This is a genomic window from Frigoribacterium sp. R86507, from assembly GCF_044597695.1.
Lineage (GTDB): Bacteria > Actinomycetota > Actinomycetes > Actinomycetales > Microbacteriaceae > Frigoribacterium.
Window position 1 is genome coordinate 2473298 of the sequence record NZ_CP139002.1, and the last position, 18938, is coordinate 2492235.

Below are 18938 nucleotides of genomic sequence, written 5' to 3' on the forward strand. Positions count from 1 at the left end.
CGATGACCACCACTCCCCCGACCGGCCCCGACGCCGGCACCGACCAGGGCACCGACACCCGGGTCGACCCCGCCGTGGCGAGCGACGCCGACGGCCTGTTCTCCCTCGGCGACGACGAGGTCTTCTCCGCCGCCACCGGCACCCACGGCCACCCGCACGCCGTCCTCGGCGCGCACCCCCGCGGCGGCCGCACCGCCGTCCGCGTCGTCCGACCGCTGGCCGAGACGGTCACCGTGACCAGCGCCTCCGGGTCGTCCCTCGCGCTCGAGCACGTGGCCCACGGCCTCTGGCAGGGCGTCACGAGCGAGCCGGTCGGCGCGTACACGATCGAGGCGACCTACGAAGGAGGCGCGGCGTGGGTCTCCGACGACCCCTACCGTTTCGCCCCCACCGTCACCGAGTTCGACCTGTACCTCTTCGGCGAGGGCCGCCACGAGCAGCTCTGGAAGATGCTCGGCAGCCACGTGCGCGAGCACGAGGGTGTCACCGGCACCTCGTTCGCCGTCTGGGCGCCGCACGCCCGCGCCGTCCGCGTGAAGGGCGACCTCAACGGCTGGAACGGCGAGCGGCACGCGATGCGCCGCCTCGACGGCAACGGCGTCTGGGAGCTCTTCGTGCCCGGCGTGACGGACGGCATCTACAAGTACGAGGTGCTCACCCCCGACGACGTCTGGGTCGAGCGCGCGGACCCGATGGCGCGCACCTCCGAGGTGCCGCCGCTCACCGGCTCGGTGATCACCAAGGCCGCCCACGCCTGGTCCGACGACGCCTGGATGGCCTCCCGCGCCGAGAACGACGTCCACGCCGGTCCGATGAGCGTCTACGAGCTGCACGTCGGCTCGTGGCGACCGGGGCTGAACTACCGCGAACTGGCCGACCAGCTGATCGAGTACGTCGGCGAGCTCGGCTTCACCCACGTCGAGTTCATGCCGCTCGCCGAGCACCCCTTCGGCGGCTCGTGGGGCTACCAGGTCACCGGCTACTACGCCGTGACCAGCCGCTTCGGCAGCCCCGACGACCTGCGGTACCTGATCGACCGGCTGCACCAGGCCGGCATCGGCGTGATCATGGACTGGGTGCCCGGGCACTTCCCGAAGGACGAGTGGGCCCTCGCGAAGTTCGACGGCCGCGCCGTCTACGAGCACTCCGACCCCCGCCGCGGCGAACAGCCCGACTGGGGCACTCTGGTCTTCAACTTCGGCGACTCGCAGGTGCGCAACTTCCTCGTCTCGAACGCGCTCTACTGGCTCGAGGAGTTCCACATCGACGGGCTGCGTGTCGACGCCGTCGCCTCGATGCTCTACCTCGACTACAGCCGCAACGAGGGCGAGTGGCTACCGAACGAGTTCGGCGGACGCGAGAACCTCGAGGCGATCAGCTTCCTCCAAGAGGCCAACGCCACGGCCTACAAGCGTCACCCCGGCATCGTCATGATCGCCGAAGAGAGCACGAGCTGGCCCGGCGTCACCCGCCCGACCAGCGAGGGCGGACTCGGTTTCGGCATCAAGTGGAACATGGGCTGGATGCACGACACCCTCGGCTACGTCGCCGAGGACCCGCTCTACCGCTCGCACCACCACGGCGAGATCACCTTCTCGTTCGTGTACGCGTTCAGCGAGAACTTCATGCTGCCGATCAGCCACGACGAGGTCGTGCACGGCAAGGGGTCGCTGCTGAACAAGATGCCCGGCGACCAGTGGCAGAAGCTCGCCAACCTGCGCGCCTACCTCGCGTACATGTGGGGCCACCCCGGCAAGCAGCTGCTCTTCATGGGCAGCGAGTTCGGTCAGCCCAGCGAGTGGAGCGAAGAACGAGGGCTAGACTGGTGGATCCTCGACCAGCCCGTGCACCAGGGGCTGCACGGACTCGTGTCGCGCCTCAACGAGGTGTACCGCGACGAGCCCGCGCTCTGGGCGCACGACTTCGACACCGACGGTTTCGAGTGGATCGACGGCGGCGCCGCCCAGCACAGCGTCGTCGCGTTCCTCCGCAAGTCCGGCTCGGGCGACTCGGTCGCCGTCCTGGCGAACTTCTCGGGTGAACCGGTGCGCATGCGCTTCGGCCTGCCCGAGGCCGGTCGGTGGGACGAGATCCTCAACACCGACGCCGAGGTCTACGGCGGTTCGGGTGTCGGCAACTTCGGCGGCGTCACCGCGACCGACGACCCCTGGGCCGGACGCCCCGCCGCGGCCGACGTGCAGTTGCCGCCGCTCGGCGTCGTCTGGCTCAAGCTGCGCCGCTGAGCCTCGACTCCACCGAGACGGAACCCCCACCACCCTTCCGGGTCGCGGGGGTTCCGTCGTGCACGCAGGAGGCGCGGCTCAGTACAGCAGCATCGCCAGACGACGGCGGGCGGTCGCCACCCGGGGGTCGTCCACCCCGACGATCTCGAAGTACTCGAGCAGGCGGGCCCGGGCGGCGTCGCGGCCTTCGGGGTCGAGCGACGGGAAGACGGTCAGCACACGGTCGAAGGCGTCGTCGATGTGCCCTCCGCTGAGGTCGAGGTCGGCCACGTCGAGCTGGGCGCCGAGATCGGTGGGGGCTGCGGCAGCCGCCGCACGGACGTCGGCCAGCGACGCGCCCTGCAGCCGCTCGAGCAACGACACCTGGGCGAGACCGGCCACGGCGAGCTGGTCGCGAGGGTCTTGGGCGATGGCCGTCTTGTAGGCGGTGATCGCCGCGGCGTAGTCACCCCGGTCGATCGCGTCGTAGGCGTCCTGGTGGTGCGGGGGCAGCGGCTCCGGTTCGGGCTCGACCTCGTCGGCCTCGCCCGCCGGGGCGCCGTCGACCACCGCCGTGCCGGTCACGCCGTTCTGCGCGGCGAGCTCGAGCACCTGCTCGAAGACGTCGCGCACCTGGGCCTCGGGCAGGGCCCCGACGAAGAGCTGGACGGGCCGGCCGCCGATCACCGCGGCGACCGCCGGGATCGACTGGGCCTGGAAGGCCTGCGTCAGCTGGGGGTTGGCATCGACGTCGACCTTGACGAGCAGCAGGCGGCCGGCGTATTCGCCGACCAGCTTGTCGAGGACCGGCGAGAGCTGCTTGCACGGGCCGCACCACTCGGCCCAGAGGTCGACGATCACCGGGACGGTGTTGCTGATCTCGAGGACCTGCGTGAAGGTGGCGTCGGTCGCGTCGAGCACGAGGCCCGGCACCGCGACCTGACCGGCGGCCGGGGCCGGGGCGCCACCCGCGCCTCCTGCGGTCGCGCCGTCGGCGGGCGAGCCGTCGGACGGGCCGGCCGGGGCGGGGGCCGGCGGGCGGTTGACGAGCGACGAGAGGTCGACGGCGCCGCGGAGACCCGCGGGGACGGGGGGAAGGTTGGTCATGGCAGCTCCTTGGCAGAGGTGAGGGCCTGGCTGAAACCGAGCAGGACGATCGGGTCGTCGCTGCCGACGGGCGGGACGGAGAACAAGAGCTCGACGCCGTAGGTCGCCTCGATGCCCTTGGACGACTCGTCGAGGCCCAGCAGGGTCTTGACGGTGCCCTCGGGGTTGACCTTGGCGCCGGTGGCCGTCGGCTTGACGGTCTCGATCTCGTTGAGCGCGACCGAGACGATGGCTCCGGCGTCGTTGGTGGCGAACGCGACCGGGGTCTCGTCGTCGGCCTGCGACGTGTAGTCGATCGACGCGGTGGTCGGCAGGGCCGCACGCTTGGCGTCCTTGTAGGCCTTGCCGATCTTCTCGCGCAGGGTGTCGCCGTCGGTCTGGAACTGGGCGGCGTACTGGCTCTCGTCGCCGTTGCGCAGGATGTCGCCGTAGGCCTCGGCGAGCTGGTCGGGCTGCAGCTTGAGCAGCTTGACGTCGGGCGAGAGCCGGGCGGCGCCGATCGACGCGGGGGCTACCGTCAACGGCGTCTGCGTCTGGAGGCTGACCGCGTATTCGACCTTGTACGGGTCTCGCGCGGTCTCTTGTTCGAGGGTGAGGGCGACGGGTGCGACGCTCGTGTCGGCGTCCTGCACGACGACGAACGCCGACCGTGGCCACGAGTCGGCCTGCTGCGGCAGCGTGAGCGTGACGGTGCCGGTCGGGATGGCCAGGGGGGCGGCGGCCGCGGCGTCCTTGGAACGGATCGTGTAGTTCGCCTGGCGCTGTTCGAGGGCAGGGCCCGTGAAGCGGGTGGCCGCGAGGTCGGCGTTCAGCGAGGCATCGGCCTCGGTCGCCGTCGCCGAGATGCGTTCGACGATGCGCTTCGCCTGGGCGACGCTGATCACGGGGGGCTGCAGCGCGTTGCCCGTGTCACCGGACTCCGTGCCGTCGGTCGAGGTGGGTGTCGGGGTCGGGGTGGCCGAGTCGGAACCCGCCGCCGGTGCCTGCTGCGGCCAGTAGTCGGCGGTGCACGCCGACAGGGCGAGCGACGAGACCAGCACGATCGGCACCACGGCGACGAGCCGACGGATGCCGCGGGCCCGACCACGGCCGGGTGCGAGCGTCTCGGTGCCGGCGGCGTCGAGCGCCTTGACCGCCTTGCGGCCGGCCCGGCGCGACAGGCGGGGTCGCTTCCCGTCGCCCGAGCGTCGGCGCGGGCCGCGCGTGCGGCGGTGGTGCAGGATCGCCCAGACGTACAGACCGATGCCGATCAGCAGGACCACGAGGCCGCCGACGATCAGCGGCCCGGCCAGGGGGGTCGCGGTCGAGAGAGGCCAGGTGATGCGGACGTCGGCCGGGGCCGGCTGCGTGCCGTCCGAGACGATGACGAGCGAGACGTCGTCGGGCGCGTCGAGCGAGAAGGTGAGGTCGCTGCCGGTGAACTGGTCGAACCAGAGGTCGGAGTCCGTCGGGTCGGGGACCTCGGCGGTGTCGCCCGCGACCGTGCGGCTGGCGAGCTCGCCGGTGGCCTGGTCGTACTCGACCTCGTTGTAGCTGGCGTCACCCACCCAGCCGAGCACGTCGGACGTGCGGCCGTAGGCGGCGAACGCGGTCTCGCCACCCGAGACCGACACCGTCTGACGCCCGTCGTGGCCGTGCAGCGCCGAGGCCGGGACGACCGTGACGGTCGCGTCGGAGTCGCTGGTGTCGACCTGGGACGACACGCTCGGCGGGGGCGCGAAGACGGTGCGTTGGGCGAAGCCCAACGCCACCATCACCGCCGCCAGGACGACGACGACGACTGCGACGATGAAACGCACGTTTCTCTCCCTCCGAGCCACCATCCCGGTCGGGGCGCCAGGAACCGTCGTGGTCGACGACGGGCCTCGCACGAGCCTGGCCAGGAGGCCGGGCGCGGCAGCAGAATTTAAGACGGCTCAGCGTATCCGACGAGGCTGAGAGGCGCCTAACCCGTCGGTCGGCGTCCGTCGAGGGCCTCCCACTAGCATCGTGACGCGGGCCGCGCTCCCCTGGCCCGAACCCTGCACCGAAGGAGACACCGTGGCCGCTGACGAAGCCGATTTCGGCATTGAACTCCGGGGCTACCGCAAGGACGAGGTCGACCGCGTGCTCGGCGACCTGCGCCGCGAGCTCATCAAGGCCAACGCCGACCGGGCCGACCGCGCCGGCGAGGTCGCGTTCCTCCAACAGCGGGTGGACGAGATCCGTGCCGAACTCGAAGAGGCCGGCACCCCCACGTACTCGGGCCTCGGCAGCAAGCTCGAGCAGACCCTGCGCCTGGCCGAACAGCAGTCCACCCTCCTGATCAGCCAGGCCGACATCGACGCCGAGGCTCTGCGCTCGTCCTCCACGTCCGAGGCGAAGCGCCTGGTCGACGACGCCACCGAACGGGCCGCGGCCGTGCTCGACGACGCCCGGGGCCGTGCCGCGGCGCAGGTCGCGGAGTCCACCGCCGACGCCGACCGTCTGGTCGCGCGCGCCAAAGCCGAGGCCCGCGACCTGCTGCAAGAGGCACAGCGCGACGCCATCTCGATCCGCGGCTCGGCGGCGACCGAGGCCGCCCAGAACGTGTCGACGGCGCGACGGGAGGCCGCCGCGCTGCGGGCCGAGGTCGAGCACGAGGTCGCCGAACAGCGGGCCGCCGTCGCCCGTGACCTCGCCGAGGCCCGCGACGAGGCCGAGACGCTCGCCGCCGACACGCGCGAGGCCCGAGCCGTCTTCGAGAGCGACTCCGAGCGCCAGCGCGCCGACCTCGACCGCGAGGGCGTCACGATCCGCGCCGAGCTGGCCCGGCTCGACGAGACCACCCGTGCCGACCTCGACGCCGAGGTCGGCGCCCGCCGCGCCGAACTCGAGCGCGAGATCACGGCCGCCCGGGCCGACCTGGCCGACGACGTCGCGGCCCAGCGCGCCGAACTCGAGCGCGACGTCGCCGCGGCCCGCGCCGAGCTCGCCCACGAGGTCGCCGAGACCAGGGCGCTCCTCGCCCGCGACGTCGACGCCACCCGTGCCGACCTCACCGACGAGGTCGAGTCCACCCGGGTCGAGCTCGAGCGCGAGATCGCCACCAGTCGCGACCGCCTCGCGGCCGAGATCGCGCAGGCCCGGGCCGAACTCGAGAAAGAGGTGGGTGACGCCTGCACCGAGCTCGACCGCGAGACCCGGCGTCGCCGCGACGAACTCGACCTCGCCGAGACCACGTCCCGCGAACGCATCGAGCGGATCACCGTCGAGACCGACGAGCGCCTCTCCCGCGAGAGCGAGGCGCAGGCCGACCGTCTCGCCCGAGAGGACGCCGACCGACGGGCCGAACTCGCTGCCGAGATCGAGCAGGCACGTGCCGAACTCGCCGCCGAGACCGCCGAGGCCCGCGCCGCCCTGGCGGACGAGACCGAGGCCCAGCGCGCCCGCCTGGCCGCCGACGACGTCCGGGTCCGGGCCGGGCTCGAGGCCGACCGCGAGCGGGCCACGGCCGACCTGCGTCGCGACGTCGACCAGGGGCGGGCCGACCTCGAGGTCGAGCTGCTGGCCCGTCGCGACGAAGCCGAGGTCGAGCTCACGCAGCGACACCAGCAAGCCGTCGCCGAGACCCAAGAGCTGCTCGACTCGGCGGCCGAACAGCTCGCCGAGGCCACCCGTCGTGCCACCGAGGTGCGGCGCGAGGCCGACGAGCTCGAGCGCAGCGCGAACGAGTACGCCCGCACGACGCGGACGGACGCCGACGAGACGGCCCACGAGGTCCTCACCAACGCCGACGAACGCTCGCGGTCGATCCTGGCCGACGCCCAGCAGCGGGCCGACGACATCGTCGGCGACGCCGAAGAGCGCCTCGCCGAGATCACGCGCGAACGCGACGCCGTCGCCGACTACTTCGAGAACCTGCGTGGCATGATCGGACAAGTCGGCGGCGGTACGCCAGAGTAGGACGACAGGCCGTGTCGGGCAGTCGGTGCCGCCGTGGCCTCGACCGGCCCGCGCCGTCGACAGGAGCTCGCCCGTGAAGATCCACAACCCGTTCCGCATCGGTCTGCTCGCCGGCCTGGGCGTGCTCGTCGCCCTCGTGATCGGGGGCGCCGTCGGCCAGCTGTCGACGATCCTGACCTACGTGGGCGCGGCCCTGTTCATCTCACTGGGTCTCGACCCGATCGTCTCGTGGCTCGAGAAGCGCCGGGTGCCCCGGGGCATCGCCATCGTGATCGTCCTCGTGGCGGTGGTCGGCGCCTTCGTCGGCGTCGTCTTCGCGATCGTCCCCGTCATCGTCCAGCAGACCACGAGCCTGATCGAGGCGCTGACCTCGTACCTGCAGAGCGTCACCACTCAACAGTTCGTCGACAACCTGCAAGAACTCGTCCCGCAGAACGTCTTCGACGTGCAGAACGCGCTCGACTCCATCGTCGACTTCCTGACCAACCCCGACAACGTCGTCACGATCGGTGGTGGAGTCCTCGCCGTCGGGGTCGCGATCGGCAACGGCCTCTTCGGCACGGTCGTCGTGGTCATCCTGACGATCTACTTCACCTCGTCGATCAACAGCGTCAAGCGCGCCCTGTACCAGCTCGTCCCGGCCTCGAAACGGGCCACGTTCGTCGACATCTCCGAACAGATCAGCCAGTCGGTGGGTCGCTACGTCATCGGTCAGTTCACGCTCGCGGCGCTCAACGGCATCCTCAGCTTCGTGTTCCTCACCATCATCGGTGCCCAACAGCCGGCCGTCTTCGCGTTCATCGCGTTCCTCGGCTCGATCATCCCCCTCGTCGGCACCATCAGCGGTTCGGCGATCATCGTGCTGGCGCAGATCGCACTGCTGCCCCAGTCACCGGCCACCTGGGTCACCGCAGCCGTCTACTACCTCGTCTACATGCAGGTCGAGGCCTACCTGTTGAGTCCGCGCATCATGCGTCGGGCGGTCCGCGTGCCGGGCGTGATCGTGGTCATCGCGGCCCTCGTCGGTGGCACGCTGCTGGGCGTGCTCGGCGCCCTCATCGCCATCCCGGTCGCCGCGTCGATCTTGCTGATCATCCGCGAGGTCTACGTCCCCCGCCAGAACCAGCTCTGAGGCGCGTCACACCTGCCAGCTGCGCCCCACGGTGGGCGACGCGGGCCGCCATCCGGCGGCCGTGCCGTCAGGAGGCGCGGGGTGGCCAGGTGGACGGCAGCGGCAGGGCACCGGGGGCGACCCGGCGGACGATCTCGGTCAGCACGCTGCTGGTCTGCTTCTCGCCGACCCAGAGGTGCTTGCCGCCCTCGACGGCGACGACCTCGGCCTCGGGCACGAGGGCGAACCGTCGTCGCGCCTCGTCGGGCCGCAGGTAGTCGTCGAACTCGGGCACGACGGCGACCACGGGTCGCCCGGAGCCGTGCCAGGCCTCGAGCTCGGCATCGGACGTGCGGTGCAGGGGCGGGGACAGCAGGACGACGCCCGCCACCTCGACGTCGAGGCCGTGCTTCAGGGCGACCTCGGTGCCGAACGACCAGCCCACCAACCACGGGGTGGGCAGGCCCCGATCGCGCACGAAGGCCACGGCAGCGGCGAGGTCGGCCGCCTCGGCCACGCCCTCGCCGAACTCGCCTTCGGACCGTCCGCGGGGGGACGACACCCCGCGGAAGTTGAACCGCAGCACGGCGAGGTCGGCCAGGGCGGGCAGGCGGGCAGCGGCCTTGCGGATGACGTGGGAGTCCATGAACCCCCCGGCGGTGGGCAGGGGATGCAATGCGACGATCGTGCCGACGGGCTCGCGGTCCGCCGGGAGGCTCAACTCGCCCACCAACGTCAGACCGTCGCCGGTGTGCAGTTCGACGTCTTCGCGGCGCGCGGGCAGCAGGACTCCCCCGCGGATGTCTAGGGCGTCGGTGTCGGGGGTGGTCACGAGATCCTCCAGCAGTGGGTGTGCCAATGACGGCGCGCCGCCAGGTCGTCCTCGGCACCGAAGAGCCCGTCGGCGCGCCATGCCACGACGTGCGGTGTCGAGGGAGCGATGCCCAGCGAGCAGCCGGGGCAGACGTATTCTTTGACTGCCGACGACGCCGAGACCGACTGCACGTTGAACGAACGCCCGTGCTTGGTCTCGACCGTCAGACCGCCGAACGATGCCCGGCTGATGTCGTACGCCTCGTCTGCCTCACGCCGGTCGCGCGAGCGACGGGAACGGTTGCTGCGGGGCATGACGACCAGCGTAGCAACGGCCCTCGGGGTCGAGGGCCGTGCGACGGGTCAGTACCAGTTGTTGGCGACGGAATGCGCCCACGCACCACACGGGGTGCTGTAGCGGCCACCGATGTAGTTGAGCCCCCAGGTGATCTGCGTCGCCGGGTTGGTCTGCCAGTCGGCGCCGACGGAACCCATCTTGCTACCCGGCAGAGCCTGGGGGATGCCGTAGGCCCCGCTCGACCGGTTGGACGCGTAGACGTTCCAGCCGGATTCTTTCTGCCAGAGGGACACGAGGCAGTCGTACTGGTCGGAACCCCAGCCCCGAGCCGCGACGAGTTCTGCGGCGACGGCCTTGGCGCTGCCCGGGTCGGGCGTACCCGCCACCGGAGCAGCCGACGACTTCTTGGCGGCACCGGGCGTCGCACTCGAGGAGGCCTCGGGCTTCTCGGTCTCGGCCACCACGACGGGCGGAGGCGGCGGCGGCACGTATTCGGTGACGCCGTACGCGTCTCGGTCGGCGACCGTCACGGCAGCATCGGCGACGGTGAGGGTCTGGCCGGGGGCCGTCAGCACCGATGCGGCGCCAGGAACGGTCGTCGCGGCCTCGGCACCGGCCAGCGGGTTGACGAGCGAGGCCGACACGAAGGCGAACGACGCACAGAAACCGACGAGAGGCAGGACGACCCGACGCGGGACACCGGGTCGACGAAGAGCCGAGTCGGTTCCGCGGGCGGGCCCGGTGGACGCGAGTGAACCGGCTGCCGGGCGACGGACGACGCTCTGGGAAGCCGGCACGCGGACGCGTCGACGGGTCGAGGGTCGTTCGACCGCGGCCGGGTGCTCTCGTCGAGAGGGACCGGGGGTCGGATTCGCTGCGTGCCTGCCCATGAGTCCGTCCAGGGTAACCGATGGGACGCCGGAGGACCAGGGACGACGCGTCAGCGTGTCGCGACGCACCCCGCCGTCGGGCGAAGCACAGGCCCTGGCCGTCAGCGGACGGCGAGCATGACGTCGACCACCGTGTCGAGGAGCAGGTCGACCTGGCTCTCTCGGTAGCCGCCACGTTTGGCCCGGAAGACCGATCCCCGGACGTCGTCGATGCTGAGGGGGCGGCCGTCGGTGAAGTAGCCGTGAAGCCGACGGGTGAGGCGATCGACGTCTCGCGGGTGGTAGCCCGTCGTGAGGATGCCGACCCGGTCGAAGCGGTGCCCCTGCGGTCGCTCGAGCCGGGCCACGATGTCCTCGGCCCCGGACCGCGCGGTCGAGAACCACGTGGACTCGGACCCCGACGAGACCGCACGTTCACGCTCGCGACTGGCGAAGGCGTCCTCGAGACGTTCGAGCGCGGCGTCGACGTGTGCCGTCGAGTAGCCGTTCTTGGTCAATCCGAAGGCGGTGCGTCGGATGCGGGCGGAGTCGATGCCGAGGCTGACGACGCCTGCGTAGGCCTTGCGGGCCTCGTCCAGGAACGCGTCGACCTCGTCGACGTCGTAACCCCGCTTGCCCTTGGGAACGATCGGGAATGTGCTGCTCACGGCCACCATCATGCCGCATGGCCCGATGGCAAGCCGCTGGACGCGCGGCCCTTCGCTCTCGGCGGAGTGCCCTAGGCGAACAGCAGGTAGAGACCGTAGGCCGCAGCCGCCGACGGCAGCGTGCTGTCCAGCCGGTCGAGGAAGCCACCGTGACCAGGCAACCAGGTGCTGATGTCCTTGATCCCGAGGTCGCGCTTGATGAGCGACTCGGAGAGGTCGCCGATGGTGGCCGTCACGATGATGACGCCGCCGAAGACGAGGCCGAACCACCATGGCTCGTCGAGCAGGAAGACGGACAGCAGCACGGCCGCGATGAGGCTGGCGGCCACCGAGCCGGCGAAGCCTTCCCAGGTCTTCTTCGGGCTGATGCGGGGAGCCATCGGGTGCTTGCCGAAGTTGAGGCCGGTCGCGTAGGCACCGGTGTCGACCGCGATCACGACGATGAGGGCCGACAGCGTCCACCACTGGCCGTCGGGTCGGGCGGCCATGAGGACCATGAAGCTGCCGAGGAACGAGCAGTAGATCTGGACGAACGCCCCGGCACCCAGGTCGCGACCGAGCGAGGAGGCGCCACCACGGTGCGACGGACGGGCCAACTCGACGAGACGCCACAGCGACACGACGACGATGCCGCCGACGAGAGCGGCCCACTGGCCCCCGGCTCCCCCGTAGAAGGCCGCGGGCACGACCGCCACGCCGGCCAGGACGCTCGGCAGGCGGGGCACGTCGCGGCCGGCGAAGCGGAGGGCACTGGCGAGCTCGAAGCACAACGAGCCGATCAGGGCCGCGGCCACGATCATGAAGAACGCCTTGACGAAGATCAGGCTCAGCAGCACCGCCGCGCCGAGGAGCACGCCCACGGCGATGGCGGCCGGCAGGTTGCGACCGGTGCGCGCCGTCAACTTCTCGTTGCGCGAGTCGAGGCGTGCCTTGCCGGCCCGCAGTTGGTTCTCGATGTCGTGCCGTGCCGCCTGCGCACGAGCGTCGAAGTCGGCACGGCGACTGCCGAGGGTGCTCTTCTGAGCCGGTGACGAGTCGTCGGGGCCGGCGCCGTCGGGTCGCTGTCTCATCAGACCTCGAGCAGCTCCGCTTCTTTCTTCTTCAGCGCGTCGTCGATGGAGTCGATGTAGCCCTTGGTGATCGACTCGAGCTCTTTCTCGGCACGAGCGACCTCGTCGTCGCCGACCTCGGTCTTCTGGGCGTCGAGCGCTTCTTTCGACTTGCGACGGACGTTGCGCACCTGGACCTTGGCGTCCTCGCCCTTGCTGCGGACGAGCTTGACGAACTCTTTGCGACGCTCTTGCGTCAATTCGGGGATCGTGACGCGGACGATGGTGCCGTCGTTCGTCGGGTTGGCCCCGAGGTTCGGGAAGGTCGCGATGGCCTTCTCGATCTCTTTCAGTGCCGTCTTGTCGTACGGCGTGACGATCATCGTGCGCGCCTCGGGCACCTGCAGCGAGGCGAGCTGAGCCAGCGGCGTCGGGGTGCCGTAGTAGTCGATCGGGATCTTCTGGAACAGAGCCGGGTTGATGCGGCCGGTTCGCACCGTGCCGAAGTCGTTCTTGGCGGCGTCGAGCGCCTTGTCCATCTTCTCGCGCGTCTCGGTGAGTACGTCGTTGATCGCCACTGGTGCTCCTTGTTCGGTTCGCGGTCGAGTTTAGTCGTCTAGTTGCTGACGATGGTTCCGATGCGTTCGCCGCGGATGGCGCGGGCGATGTTGCCCTCGCCTTCCATGCCGAACACGTGCATGGGCATGCCGTTGTCCATGCAGAGGCTGAAGGCGGTCGAGTCCACGACCTTGAGCCCCTGCATCAGTGCCTCTTGGTACGTGAGCCGGTCGAGCTTGACCGCCGACGGGTCGTGGCGCGGGTCCGCCGAGTAGACGCCGTCGACGCCGTTCTTGGCGACGAGGACCTCGGAAGCCCCGATCTCGAGGGCCCGCTGGGCCGAGACGGTGTCGGTCGAGAAGTACGGCAGACCGGCGCCGGCACCGAAGATGACGACGCGTCCCTTCTCGAGGTGCCGCTCGGCACGACGAGGGATGTAGGGCTCGGCGACCTGGGTCATCGCGATGGCGGACTGGACACGCGTCGCGGCACCGGCCTGCTCGAGGAAGTCCTGGAGCGCGAGGGCGTTCATGACCGTGCCCAGCATGCCCATGTAGTCGGCCCGGCCCCGGTCCATGCCGCGCTGACTGAGCTCGGCGCCACGGAAGAAGTTGCCGCCGCCGACCACGATGGCGATCTCGACGTCGTTCGCCGCGTCGGCGATCTCGCGGGCGATGGCGCCGACCACGTCGGGGTTCACGCCGAGCTGGCCGCCGCCGAAGGCCTCGCCCGAGAGCTTCAGCAGGACGCGTCGTCGTCCGGTGGTTTCCGATGTCATGCGAGTCTCCGTCTCGTCGTGGCCGTAGCCAGGTTAGCGAGTTCGGGCTGGTCGCCGTCCGTCGCCGATGATGCACCCGGCGTCGTCACCTCGGCCGGGCACGGGAACGGGGCCCGAGACACGTTCGTCTCGGGCCCCGTCACGGTGCTGCTTAGGCGCCGACCTTGATGCGGGCGAAGCCCGTGATCGACAGTCCGGCCTCGTCGACGACCTTGGCGACCGACAACTTGTTGTCCTTCGCGTAGGCCTGGTCGAGCAGGGCGATCTCCTTGAAGAAGCCGGTGAGGCGACCTTCGATGATCTTGGGCAGGGCCGCTTCGGGCTTGCCCTCGTTCTTCGCGGTCTCTTCGACGATGGCACGCTCTTTGTCGACCTGCTCGGCCGGCACCTCGTCGCGCGACAGGTACGTCGGCGCGGCGAAGGCGATGTGCTGAGCGATCGAACGAGCGGTCTCGGCGTCGTCACCGGTGTAGCCCACGACCACGCCGACCTGCGGGGGCAGGTCCTTCGAGGTCTTGTGCAGGTAGATGGCGAACTGCTCGCCCTCGATGCGGTTGACGGTGCGCAGTTCGACCTTCTCGCCCATGAGCGCGGCCTCGTCGTTGACGAAGGCCTCGACGGTCTGGCCACCGATCGCGGCGGCGTTGCCCTCGGCGGCGCTGGAGGCACCGGCCGCGTGCACGGCCTCGAGGACCTGGTCGGCCAGGGCGACGAACTTCTCGTTCTTCGCGACGAAGTCGGTCTCGCTGGCGAGCTCGATCAGCGTGGCGTAGCCCGAGCCGGGCTTCGCGGCGACGAGACCCGCGGTGGTCTGACGGCCCTCGCGCTTGGCGACGCCCTTCAGTCCCTTGACGCGGAGGATCTCGACGGCCTTCTCGATGTCGCCGTCGGCTTCTTCGAGGGCGTTCTTGCTGTCGACCATGCCCGCGCCGAGGCGGTCACGGAGGATCTTGACGTCAGCGATGGTGTAGTTGGCCATGTGTCTGACTTCCTTTCGTGGAGTCGGAAGGGTGGAGGAGGACTACTTCGAGTCGGCTTCGGCCGGCTCGGCCGTGGTGGCCTCGGCGACGGGCTCGACGACCGGCTCGCCCAGGGGCTTCGCGGCGACCTGTGCGTCGGCGTCGTTCTCCTCGACGGGGGCCTCGGCGACCGGGGCCTCGGCAGCGGGTGCCTCGGCGGCGGCGTCGGCGGCCTTGGCCTCGCCCTGCGCGAGCAGCTCGGCCTCCCATTCGGCCATGGGCTCGACGGGCTGGTCGGCGTCCTCGGGCTTCTGGTGACGCTGCACCAGGCCCTCGGCGGCGGCGTCGGCGACGATGCGCGTCAGCAGGCCGACGGAACGGATCGCGTCGTCGTTGCCCGGGATCGGGAAGTTGATCTCGTCGGGGTCGCAGTTCGTGTCGAGGATGCCGATGACCGGGATGCCCAGCTTCTTGGCCTCGTCGATCGCGAGGTGCTCTTTCTTGGTGTCGACGACCCAGAGGGCGGACGGCGTCTTGGTGAGGTTGCGGATTCCGCCGAGCGTCTTGTGCAGCTTGTCGAGCTCGCGCTTCTTGATCAGCAGTTCTTTCTTGGTGAAGCCCTGCGTGGTGTCGTCGAAGTCGATGTCTTCGAGCTCTTTCATGCGGGCGAGGCGCTTCGAGACCGTCTGGAAGTTGGTCAGGAGGCCACCGAGCCAGCGCTGGTTCACGAAGGGCTGGCCAACGCGGTTGGCCTGCTCGGCGATGGAGCCCTGGGCCTGCTTCTTGGTGCCGACGAAGAGGATGGTGCCACCGTGGGCGACCGTCTCTTTGACGAAGTCGTACGCCTTGTCGATGTACCCGAGCGACTGCTGCAGGTCGATGATGTGGATGCCCGAGCGCTCGGCGAGGATGAAGCGCTTCACCTTCGGGTTCCAGCGGCGGGTCTGGTGTCCGAAGTGGACGCCGCTGTCGAGCAGCTGGCGGATGGTGACGACGGCCATGGTCGTTCTCCTTGTTCCTGGGCGCACCCGCGGGTGCGCCTGCTTGTCGGTTGTCGGGCGACCGGTCGGTCGCCACTGCCTGGTGCCCGGGCACACGTCCGCCGAGCACACCGTGAGGCGCGTTCGGACCGAGTGGACGTGGAGGCCGGGAGCGGCGCGAGGCGACCAGGTCGCCTCGACGTCGGTGCGTCCGAGGACGCACAGGGCACGCGAAGTCAGCCTGCTGAGCAGGCTGCATCGCTCATGTTAGCACCACCACGGGTCCGAGGAGGCGGTGGCCGCCACCCGAGGACGGCGACCACCGCAGGCTCGCACCTCGACTACGAGCGGCGGCGACCGAGGCCGAGCAGGCCGCGCTTGGGGGCCCGCGCCTCCTCGAGTCCGTAGTGGTCGCCGAAGTCGTCGCGCAACTGCGTGCGCTGGGCGCGCAGGAACCGCCGGTGCTCGGCGTCGAAGGCCCGGAAGGTCGCGACGCAGATGCCGATCATCACCACGCTGAACGGCAGCGCCGTGATGATCGCGGCCGTCTTGAGCGCGTCGAGCCCGCCGGTGACGAGCAGGGCGATGGCGACGAGGGCCGTGACCACGGCCCAGAAGATGCGGACCCAGGTCTTGGGCTCGGTGTCGCCGCCGGTCGAGATCATGCCGAGCACGAGAGAGCCCGAGTCGGAGGACGTGATGAAGAAGAGACCGATCAGCAGGATGGCCCCGAAGACCGCGATCGAACCGCCGGGCAAGCCCTGCAGCATCTCGAACAGGGCTCCCTCGGTGTCGACGGAGCCGTCGGCGCCCACGAGGCCGCCACCCCCGAAGACCTCACGGTAGAGCGCGGCACCGCCCATGACGCTGAACCAGAGGAAGGTCAGCAACGTGGGCACGACGAGCACGCCGACGACGAACTCGCGGACGGTGCGGCCCTTCGAGATGCGCGCGATGAAGATCCCGACGAACGGCGCCCAGGACATCCACCACCCCCAGTAGAAGGTGGTCCACGCGCCCTGCCAGGCCTCGCCCTCGGCCCCCGAGAAGGCGCTCACCGTGAAGGTCAGGCCGACGACGTTCTGGAGGTAGTTGCCGAGCGACTGGACGAAGTCGCGCAGCAGGAACAGGGAGGGGCCACTGACCAACACGAAGACGAGCAGCAGGGCCGCCAGCACGATGTTGACGTTCGAGAGCCACTTCATGCCCTTGGTGACCCCGCTCACCAGGGAGAAGATCGTGACGCCCGTGATGGCCGCGATCAGGATCACCTGGATCACCAGGGTCGGTTCGGCGATGCCCGCCGCCGACAGCCCGGCCGAGATCTGCAGCACCCCGAGACCCAGCGACGTCGCGACGCCGAAGAGCGTGCCGACGACCGAGACCACGTCGATGACGTTGCCCCACAGTCCGTGGACGTGCGTGCCGAGCAGGGGCTCGAGGGCGTACCGGATCGACACCGGACGGCCACGACGGTGGATCGCGTAGGCCATGCCCAACCCCACCACGATGTAGATCGCCCACGCGTGCACGCCCCAGTGCAGGTAGGTCTGGCTCAGCGCCTGGCCGGCGAGCTGGTTGTCGTCACCGGTCACGCCCGGGCGCGGACTCGCGTAGTGGCTCAGCGGTTCGGCGACCCCGTAGAACACCAGGCCGATTCCCATGCCGGCCGCGAAGAGCATGGACAGCCACGAGAGGCGCGAGAACTCGGGGTCGTCGTCGTCCTTGCCGAGCTTGATGTCGCCGTAGCGGCTTACGCCCATCCACAGGGCGAAGACCACGAAGACGGCCGCGAGCAGCACGTAGTACCAGCCGAACGCCCCCACGATGCCGCTCTGGATCGACCCGAACAGGCCCTCGGCCACGGTCGGGAAGGCCATGGCGAAGACGACGAAGCCGAGGATCACGACCGCCGCGGGCCAGAAGACCCACGGGGCGAAGGCCCTTCGGCGGGGCGTGACCAGCGCCTCCTGGGTGTGGTCGCGGGCGGCGCTCGTCGCGTCGCCGGGTGTCTCGTCGGCGTGCGCGACCGGTGTCGCGTCGTCGGCGTGGCTCATCGGAAATCCTCTCAGAATGCGAACGTCCCGCCCAGGAGCTGGACGGGACGTGCATCGATTCTGCCAGGCTCAGGCCTTCGAAGACCGCCCTGCGTCGGCCTGGACGGCCGAGGTGCCCATCTCTTCGAGCGAGCGACCCTTCGTCTCGGGGATCTTCGCCAGGACGAAGAAGAACGACACGAGCGCGAAGAACGCGAAGATGCCGTACGACAACGTGAGGCTGAGGGCGGCCAGGGTCGGGAACGAGACCGTCACGATGAAGTTGGCGATCCAGTTGGCCATGCTGCCCACGCCGAGCGCCGTGGCCCGGATGCTGTTCGGGAACATCTCGCCGAGCAGCACCCACATGAGCGGGCCCCACGTGGCACCGAACGACACGACGAAGAGGTTGGCCGCGACGAGGGCCACCGGGCCCCAGGCGCCGGGCAGCGACGGGTCGCCACTCGCCGAGGTGGTGGCCTGGCTGAAGGCCAGGGCGGTGACGGCGAGGCTGACGAACATGCCGATCGAGCCGGTCAGCAGCATCGGCCGGCGACCGACCTTGTCGACGAGTCCGATCGCGATGAAGGTCACCGCGACGTTGACGACGGCGGTGATGGTCGAGATGAGGAACGAGTCCTCTTCCTGGAAGCCGACGGCCTGCCAGAGCGTGGTCGAGTAGTAGAAGATCACGTTGATGCCGACGAACTGCTGCAGCACGGCGAGGATGATGCCGACCCAGACGATGGGCTGCAGACCGAAGCGGGTGCCGCGGATCGACGACTTCTTCTCGAGTTCGGCCTCGGTGCGGATCGAGTCGGTGATCTCTTTCAGACTCGTCTCGACCGTCTCGGCCGGGACGATCGACTGCAGGACCTTCTTGGCCTCGGCCTCACGCCCGTCACCGGCGAGGTACCGCGGCGACTCGGGCAGACGCCAGGCCAGCACGCCGTAGACGACCGACGGGACGATGCCCACCAGGAACATCCAGCGCCAGGCGGCGAGGCCGAAGAGCGACGGCTCGGAGGCGCCGCCCGCCGTGACCGCGAAGAGCTGGTCCGACAGCAGGGCGGCGAAGATGCCGAGGGTGATGGCGAGCTGCTGGAACGACGCCAGACGACCGCGGATGGCCTTGGGCGACACCTCGCTGATGTAGGCGGGAGCGATGACCGACGCGATGCCGATGCCGAGGCCGCCGATGACGCGCCAGAGCACGAGGTCCCAGACGGCGAAGGCCGCGGCGGCACCGACGGAGCTGATCAGGAACAGACCGGCACCGATCAACATGACCTTGATGCGGCCCATCTTGTCGGCGAGACGGCCGGCGACGTAGGCACCGATGGCACAACCGATCAGGGCCGAGGCGACCGCGAAGCCCGAGGCGAACTCGGTGAGGCCGAACTCGTCGGTGATCGACTGGACGGCGCCGTTGATGACGGACGAGTCGAAGCCGAACAGGAACCCGCCGATGGCCGCCGCCACGGCGAGCGCGGTCACCCGCCTGTTCAAGCTCTTCGTCGTTGCAGTGGTGTTCGACACCTGTACTCCTTCACGGCTCGAGGAGCA

Annotated in this window: 16 protein-coding genes; 3 read left to right on the top strand and 13 right to left on the bottom strand. The window is 70.1% G+C overall.

The window, feature by feature from the left end; genetic code table 11:
* Positions 1 to 2: 2 nt before the first annotated feature.
* Complete coding sequence (gene glgB, locus SJY14_RS11650; protein ID WP_396598992.1) at positions 3 to 2243, top strand: 1,4-alpha-glucan branching protein GlgB; 2241 nt, start codon at positions 3 to 5, stop codon at positions 2241 to 2243.
* A 78-nt stretch (positions 2244 to 2321) separates the two neighbouring features.
* Here the strand turns inward: glgB and SJY14_RS11655 are convergent, their stop codons facing one another.
* Positions 2322 to 3329: a tetratricopeptide repeat protein gene (locus SJY14_RS11655; protein ID WP_396598993.1), complete on the bottom strand. Its 1008-nt coding sequence runs from the start codon at positions 3327 to 3329 to the stop codon at positions 2322 to 2324.
* The gene (locus SJY14_RS11660) at positions 3326 to 5128 is read right to left on the bottom strand and encodes a hypothetical protein (protein ID WP_071254184.1); all 1803 of its coding nucleotides are present in this window, start codon (positions 5126 to 5128) and stop codon (positions 3326 to 3328) included. Before SJY14_RS11660 ends, SJY14_RS11655 begins: the two co-directional genes overlap by 4 nt.
* Positions 5129 to 5369: 241 nt before the next feature.
* Between SJY14_RS11660 and SJY14_RS11665 the strand changes: the two genes are divergently transcribed.
* Positions 5370 to 7253 (top strand): hypothetical protein, encoded by a 1884-nt coding sequence (locus SJY14_RS11665; protein WP_396598994.1) that lies wholly within the window; start codon positions 5370 to 5372, stop codon positions 7251 to 7253.
* Positions 7254 to 7326: 73 nt separating this feature from the next.
* Positions 7327 to 8385: an AI-2E family transporter gene (locus SJY14_RS11670; RefSeq protein WP_055971909.1), complete on the top strand. Its 1059-nt coding sequence runs from the start codon at positions 7327 to 7329 to the stop codon at positions 8383 to 8385.
* Between the two features lie 67 nt (positions 8386 to 8452).
* Here SJY14_RS11670 and SJY14_RS11675 read toward each other — a convergent pair whose 3' ends face one another.
* From SJY14_RS11675 to SJY14_RS11725, 11 genes are all read right to left on the bottom strand, one after another.
* Positions 8453 to 9196, bottom strand: coding sequence for an alpha/beta hydrolase (locus tag SJY14_RS11675; protein WP_396598995.1), 744 nt, complete (start codon positions 9194 to 9196; stop codon positions 8453 to 8455).
* Positions 9193 to 9492, bottom strand: a complete 300-nt coding sequence (locus tag SJY14_RS11680; protein ID WP_043596338.1) for a hypothetical protein — start codon at positions 9490 to 9492, stop codon at positions 9193 to 9195. Before SJY14_RS11680 ends, SJY14_RS11675 begins: the two co-directional genes overlap by 4 nt.
* 48 nt (positions 9493 to 9540) lie before the next feature.
* Entirely contained in the window at positions 9541 to 10119 is a 579-nt protein-coding gene (locus SJY14_RS11685; RefSeq protein ID WP_396598996.1) for a lytic transglycosylase domain-containing protein, read from the bottom strand.
* Positions 10120 to 10466: 347 nt separating this feature from the next.
* Positions 10467 to 11021: a DivIVA domain-containing protein gene (locus SJY14_RS11690; protein WP_396600276.1), complete on the bottom strand. Its 555-nt coding sequence runs from the start codon at positions 11019 to 11021 to the stop codon at positions 10467 to 10469.
* A 62-nt stretch (positions 11022 to 11083) separates the two neighbouring features.
* A complete protein-coding gene (locus SJY14_RS11695; protein WP_083396101.1) occupies positions 11084 to 12082 on the bottom strand; it encodes a phosphatidate cytidylyltransferase in 999 nt (332 codons plus the stop codon).
* Positions 12082 to 12600: a ribosome recycling factor gene (gene frr / locus SJY14_RS11700; RefSeq protein WP_054145670.1), complete on the bottom strand. Its 519-nt coding sequence runs from the start codon at positions 12598 to 12600 to the stop codon at positions 12082 to 12084. Before frr ends, SJY14_RS11695 begins: the two co-directional genes overlap by 1 nt.
* A gap of 77 nt (positions 12601 to 12677) precedes the next feature.
* Positions 12678 to 13397 (bottom strand): UMP kinase, encoded by a 720-nt coding sequence (gene pyrH / locus SJY14_RS11705; protein ID WP_071254190.1) that lies wholly within the window; start codon positions 13395 to 13397, stop codon positions 12678 to 12680.
* A 151-nt stretch (positions 13398 to 13548) separates the two neighbouring features.
* Positions 13549 to 14376, bottom strand: a complete 828-nt coding sequence (gene tsf, locus SJY14_RS11710) for a translation elongation factor Ts (RefSeq protein WP_043596332.1) — start codon at positions 14374 to 14376, stop codon at positions 13549 to 13551.
* Positions 14377 to 14418: 42 nt separating this feature from the next.
* Positions 14419 to 15357: a 30S ribosomal protein S2 gene (rpsB, locus tag SJY14_RS11715; RefSeq protein ID WP_396598997.1), complete on the bottom strand. Its 939-nt coding sequence runs from the start codon at positions 15355 to 15357 to the stop codon at positions 14419 to 14421.
* A 320-nt stretch (positions 15358 to 15677) separates the two neighbouring features.
* Positions 15678 to 17393 carry a BCCT family transporter gene (locus SJY14_RS11720; protein ID WP_071254194.1) on the bottom strand — a complete coding sequence of 572 codons (1716 nt, stop codon included), beginning with the start codon at positions 17391 to 17393 and terminating at the stop codon, positions 15678 to 15680.
* A gap of 69 nt (positions 17394 to 17462) precedes the next feature.
* On the bottom strand, positions 17463 to 18911 hold the full coding sequence (locus SJY14_RS11725; RefSeq protein ID WP_071254196.1) for a sugar porter family MFS transporter: 1449 nt from the start codon (positions 18909 to 18911) through the stop codon (positions 17463 to 17465).
* Positions 18912 to 18938 lie beyond the last annotated feature (27 nt).